At 43.8% G+C, this 5162-nt stretch carries 5 protein-coding genes; 2 read left to right on the forward strand and 3 right to left on the reverse strand.

The window, feature by feature from the left end; all coding sequences use genetic code 11:
• Nucleotides 1-184: 184 nt before the first annotated feature.
• The 3 genes from QT974_RS30765 to QT974_RS30775 form a co-directional block, all read right to left on the reverse strand.
• A complete protein-coding gene (locus tag QT974_RS30765) occupies nucleotides 185-2290 on the reverse strand; it encodes an ATP-binding protein (RefSeq protein WP_333472170.1) in 2106 nt (701 codons plus the stop codon).
• A 120-nt stretch (nucleotides 2291-2410) separates the two neighbouring features.
• Nucleotides 2411-3433: an ABC transporter substrate-binding protein gene (locus QT974_RS30770; protein ID WP_333472171.1), complete on the reverse strand. Its 1023-nt coding sequence runs from the start codon at nucleotides 3431-3433 to the stop codon at nucleotides 2411-2413.
• Between the two features lie 214 nt (nucleotides 3434-3647).
• Entirely contained in the window at nucleotides 3648-3845 is a 198-nt protein-coding gene (locus QT974_RS30775) for a hypothetical protein (RefSeq protein ID WP_333472172.1), read from the reverse strand.
• Nucleotides 3846-3871: 26 nt separating this feature from the next.
• On the opposite strand from QT974_RS30775, the gene QT974_RS30780 reads away from it, so the two are divergent.
• Entirely contained in the window at nucleotides 3872-4816 is a 945-nt protein-coding gene (locus tag QT974_RS30780) for a fused MFS/spermidine synthase (protein WP_333472173.1), read from the forward strand.
• 39 nt (nucleotides 4817-4855) lie between these two features.
• On the forward strand, nucleotides 4856-5026 hold the full coding sequence (locus QT974_RS30785; RefSeq protein ID WP_293176652.1) for a YqaE/Pmp3 family membrane protein: 171 nt from the start codon (nucleotides 4856-4858) through the stop codon (nucleotides 5024-5026).
• Nucleotides 5027-5162: the final 136 nt, after the last annotated feature.

The raw sequence follows: 5162 nt of genomic DNA on the forward strand, positions 1-5162 counted from the left end.
ACTGCGGTCATGCTTCGCCCCTACGGATATATTTGCCTTGCGCCAGATGCACCCTCTTATGCCCTATGCCCCATGCCCCATGCCCCATGCCCTATGCCCCATGCCCCATGCCCTATGCCCCATGCCCCATCCCTCCGCTTCGCCCATTAGTACCTCATCTTTCTGAGAAAGGCTATAGCTTATATTAACTGGGGGATTTGGCGATCGGAATCTCGATCGCAAATTCAGTGCCTTCTCCAACAGTCGATATGCACTCCAACCTCCCGCCGTGTTTTTCCACCACAATTTGATAGCTAATTGACAGTCCTAAACCTGTACCAGTACCCACTGGTTTAGTTGTAAAGAAAGGGTCAAAAATTTTTGTTTTCACTGCATCATCTATGCCCGGCCCATTATCCTTAATACTAATTTTTACCCAATCGCTTTTGTGAATATATGTACTAATTATAATCTGACTGTGAGAGTGAGTTTGTTTTTTTTTATAATTCTGGTTTTCTGGATGTTGCAACGCATATATGGAATTAGTTAAAATATTCATAAATACTTGATTTAGCTGTCCAGCATAACATTCAACTGGCGGCAAATCTCCATAATTTTTGATAATCTCAATTTCTTCACAATTCGGTTTAGCTTTGACAGCACTCTGCAAAATCAAAAGCGTGCTGTCAAGTCCCTCGTGAATATTCACGGGTTTTAGATCGGATTCATCCAAGCGAGAAAAATTTCGCAAACTCAGGACAATTTCACGAATGCGATTAGTCCCCACTTTCATTGATGACAAGATTTTTGGCAGATCCTCGCCGATAAACTCCAGATCGCTATCTTCAATCAAATCTGCAATTTTAGCCTGAGGGTGGGGATATTCTTGCTGGTACAAATCGATTAAATTTAATAGGTTGTGACTGTACGTACTAACGTGAGAAAGATTGGCATGAATAAAATTAACTGGGTTATTAATCTCGTGGGCGACACCAGCAATCATTTGACCTAATGAAGACATTTTTTCTGTTTGAATTAATTGAGCCTGTGTTTGCTGTAAATCTTGCAGAGTTTGTTTGAGTTGTTGAGCTTGAGCAGTCGCAGTATCAGCAAGTTTATCCTTAAGTACCAATGTTTGAGACAGTTCTGCTTCGGCGCGCTTGCGCTTAGTGATGTCAAAAATTACTCCATCAAGCCAGAGAATATCGCCATGTTCATTAAATACACCCTGACCTTTGTCTGACACCCATCTCACAGTCCTATCTGCTCGAATGATGCGGTACTCGATAATATAATCGCGTTTTTTTAAAAGTCTTTTATCGATGACTTTTTGTACCATTACTGCGTCTTCAGGATGGATGATGCTATTAAAATTTCGCACTCGATTGTTCATAAAATCGGTGGCGGGGTAGCCAGAAATTTCGGAGATTGCATCACTGATAAACTCCATCGTCCACTCCACATCGAACACCCATCGATAAACCGCACCAGGGAGATTGGAAACCAAGGTTCTGAAACGTTTCTCGCTTTCTTGCAGCACCTCGGTATCAGACTGAATGCGATCGCCCATTTGGTTAAAAGCCGCCGCAATCTGAGCAAGTTCGTCAGAACCTCTTAGTTGCGCGCGCTCGTCGAATTTTCCTTGGCTGAAGCTATTGCTCGCTTCGACAAGTCTCGCAGCCCGCTCTGTCAAGGTTTTATCGAAAAACAACCAGACAATTATGCAGAATACAGCTAATCCAATACTCGTTTGGGTCGATCGCTCGAAAGTATCTGCATAAGCTTGTTGCTTGAGTAACAAAATATCATACTCTACCAAAAGAATGCCGACTCTCGAAGGCCGAACTTCTCCCGGCTCGGCTCCCAACAAAACCGGATAAATTGCCCATGTACTCTCTTTATTTTCAGCAAGCTTGACTTCTCCTGACATCTTTTCGCGAACTTTAAAAAATTCTTCTGGTAAATAGTCAGGTAATGAAATTTCACCGATCTGGTGATTCCGAAATTCGTAACGGGTTGCCACAATTACTCGGTTATTTTCATCACAAAGCAACGCTAAGCGGATATTTCGCTCGCTCCCCAACTTGCTAATCGCAATTTCGACTTGCTCAATATCTCCTCTGCGGTACAAATATTCCAGCATTCCTGAGATTTGATTTGCCGAAAACTTCAAATCGTTAATTCCATTTTCTTCTTGCCGTTGGTACGATTGCTCTACCTCCCGTTGAAAAGAAAACAAACCCAGCAAACTGCCGACAATTAGCAGGATCAAAGGAATAGAGAAACGCAGAGAAAAAGGAAATCGTTTCATAGTTAGAAATGATATAAATTTGAGTTTCTAGATTATTGTTGCTAATTTCAACCAAAAATCTGCATAAAAATACTCTTGTTCAACTCACACTTGTTCACGACTAACTATAATTTTAATCGCTCAATATTTTACTTGTTTGACCAATTTGTCGTCCAACAAAGGAGCCGGATTTACCGCTTTCGGCAGCAATTTATTTTCTAACATGACTTGAGACAATCGCTTGACGCCATTCAGCAATGACGGATCTGTTTTTCCTAGTAACTTTTGGTTTTCTAGAAGGTTGGGACTGCTCAGCCCTTTTAAAGATTCTAAGAATTGTTCTGGAGTCACTCCTGTGCGGGGAGCCATGCGAATAGCAGCATCTTGGGGATTTTTTGTCAAGTAATCTAGGGCGCGAAACCGACCGTCAATTAAAGCCTGCAAAGCCTTGGGCTGCTTGTTAATTACCTCCTCGCGCACGATCAGAACATCGACAATTTCACCGGGAATTTGCGAACTGTCAAACAGTAGTTTCGCACCCGCTGCTAGCAGCTTTGTCCGAGCAGAGCCAAAGGTAACAACAGCATCTACTTTTCCATCTTTAAAGGCTCGTTCATGTTCGGATACTCCCAAAGAGACAATTTTGATATCTTGAGGTGACATACCTTTTTGTTCTAAGGCACGGGTAATTATGAATGCTCCTAACGCCGTAGATTCAACCCCTACAGCTCGGCTTTTTAAGCCTGGCAAATTTTGAATTTCGGGTTTGCCGAGAATCACATCCCCACCGTTAGAAAAATCCATAACAACTACAATTTTTACGTCGGGATTGGTTGCTGCCAATACCAAAGCTTGATCGATGGATATGCCCGCTGCTTCAATTTCTCCATTTCGATAGGCTCGTACCTCTTCTGTACCTGAAGGATAATCTACTAATTTAATGGGGGTATTATCATAGTAGCCCAAACTGCGAGCCAAGTACAGAGTTTCATAGCCCGGCCAAACATTGGCACCGACTCGCAAAGGTGGTTCTGCTTTGGCGCAACTAGCTAATATCGCTGTACACAGCGTTACTGCCGCAATGCCAAGCGTCAAGGTTTTTTTGAGTTTGCGGCTCAATTTTCTCCACAATTTGAGGTCAAAGATCGGAGGATTTGTCAACATATACTTAGCTATCCTTCTGGTAATTCATTAGTAAATGATACTGGGGAGCGGACAATTAATTTCAGGTGCTGCGATCGCCGCTCATATTTACCAATTTAGTCTATATAAACGCCGATCGCAAACTTGTAGCAGCGGCGTGAAAATTAATAATTGGTCTGCAACAAATTGCCTGTGACAAACAACTTTGCAACCGACCCGCAAGGACGCACAAGTATTAAATCAGACTGCCGAGCGAAGCTGCCAAGTCAAGCTGCCAAGTCAAGCTGCCAAGTGAAGGTGCAGACGCTTGGTCATCTCCCAAACAGCAACGAAAGTATAGGTTGGGCGATCGAGTTAACTCCCATGTGTCGATCGCACTCACACATCTGCGCCATTTTGTGGTAAGAATTACTACTTGCGACAAAATCGACACAGCAGTTTACATTTGGAGAGTATTAGATGTCAGGTAGCGAAGTCCGTGCAGACTTTTGGATGAGCGAGTACATTACCCCTTGGGATATTTACGTTCACGGCGTCATAGGCGTGCTCGCTTACAAAAAAACAGCCTACCAGGAAATGTACGTAGTTCAAACCGGCACCTACGGTAAAGGCTTAGTTTTGGACGGCAAATGGCAATCTTGTACGGGCGACGAGTTTCTGTACCACGAACCCCTGGTGCACCCAGCGATGATTGCTCACGGTTCGCCCAAAAAAGTGCTAGTTCTCGGCGGCGGTGAAGGAGCTACAATTAGAGAAGTGTTGCGCTGGAAAAGTGTTGAAAAAGTCGTGATGGTAGATATTGACGGCGAAGTAGTAGAAGCTTGCCGCGAGCACTTGCCAGAAATGCACCAAAACGCCTTTGATGACCCCCGTTCCGAAGTAGTAATCGGCGACGCTTTGGACTATTTAGACAACACAGACAGCGATTGGGATATTGTGATTTCCGACTTATCCGATCCCATTGAAGAAGGCCCATCTTTCCAGTTATTTACCAAGGAGTATTTTGAGAAAGTCCGCAAGATACTGTCACCTAACGGATATTTCGTAGTGCAAGCGGGTCCTGTTTCTCCAGCAGAAATGAAAATGCACGCCCGCATTGTCAACACCCTGAAATCGGTTTTCCCCAACGTTCAATCCTGCACCAGCTTTATTTCTACCTACGGAGCTCCTTGGGGTTTTGCGGTAGCTTCGGGCCAGGAAATAAACACGCGGCCAGAACCCGAAGTTACCGACAAATTGCTCGCCGACAAAACAATTGGCGGGTTCCGGATGTTAGACGGGATTACACTGTTGGGACTGATGCAAGTTCCCGGTCACTTACGAAAAGTAATCGCCGAGGAAACCGAAGTTTACACGATCGCAGCACCGCCTAAATTTTTCGGGAAAGGCTCTGTCGGTCAGTGAAGTTAAATTGAAAGAGAAAAGTCGTTTGGAGTAACTCACATGGGCAGTTTAATCCGCATAGTCGCTGCAATTTTTATTCCCCCCCTGGGCGTATTTTTGACCGTCGGAATTGGTACTGATTTTTGGATCAACCTGCTTCTAACCTGTTTTTTCTGGTTTCCGGGCATGATTCACGCTATTTGGGTAATTGCCAAGCACGATCGAGGCTAACTTGACGACAAATTCAGTTTTTTGATAACAAACAGGCAAGAGAAAACAGATTTTCTTTTGCCTATTTTTACTGATTAATCTGGGTGCATCTCTATTTTGCAAGGGCGAAGCATTTCGGCAGACAATTTATTAGTGA

Origin of the sequence: Microcoleus sp. BM001215392 (assembly GCF_036700185.1) — a bacterium.
In the GTDB taxonomy this organism is placed as follows: domain Bacteria; phylum Cyanobacteriota; class Cyanobacteriia; order Cyanobacteriales; family Microcoleaceae; genus Microcoleus.

Coding starts and splice junctions, on each gene's coding strand:
- QT974_RS30780 (WP_333472173.1), top strand. CDS start 3,872: ATGTCAGGTAGCGAAGTCCGTGCAGACTTTTGGATGAGCGAGTACATT.
- QT974_RS30765 (WP_333472170.1), bottom strand. CDS start 2,290: ATGAAACGATTTCCTTTTTCTCTGCGTTTCTCTATTCCTTTGATCCTG.
- QT974_RS30785 (WP_293176652.1), top strand. CDS start 4,856: ATGGGCAGTTTAATCCGCATAGTCGCTGCAATTTTTATTCCCCCCCTG.
- QT974_RS30770 (WP_333472171.1), bottom strand. CDS start 3,433: ATGTTGACAAATCCTCCGATCTTTGACCTCAAATTGTGGAGAAAATTG.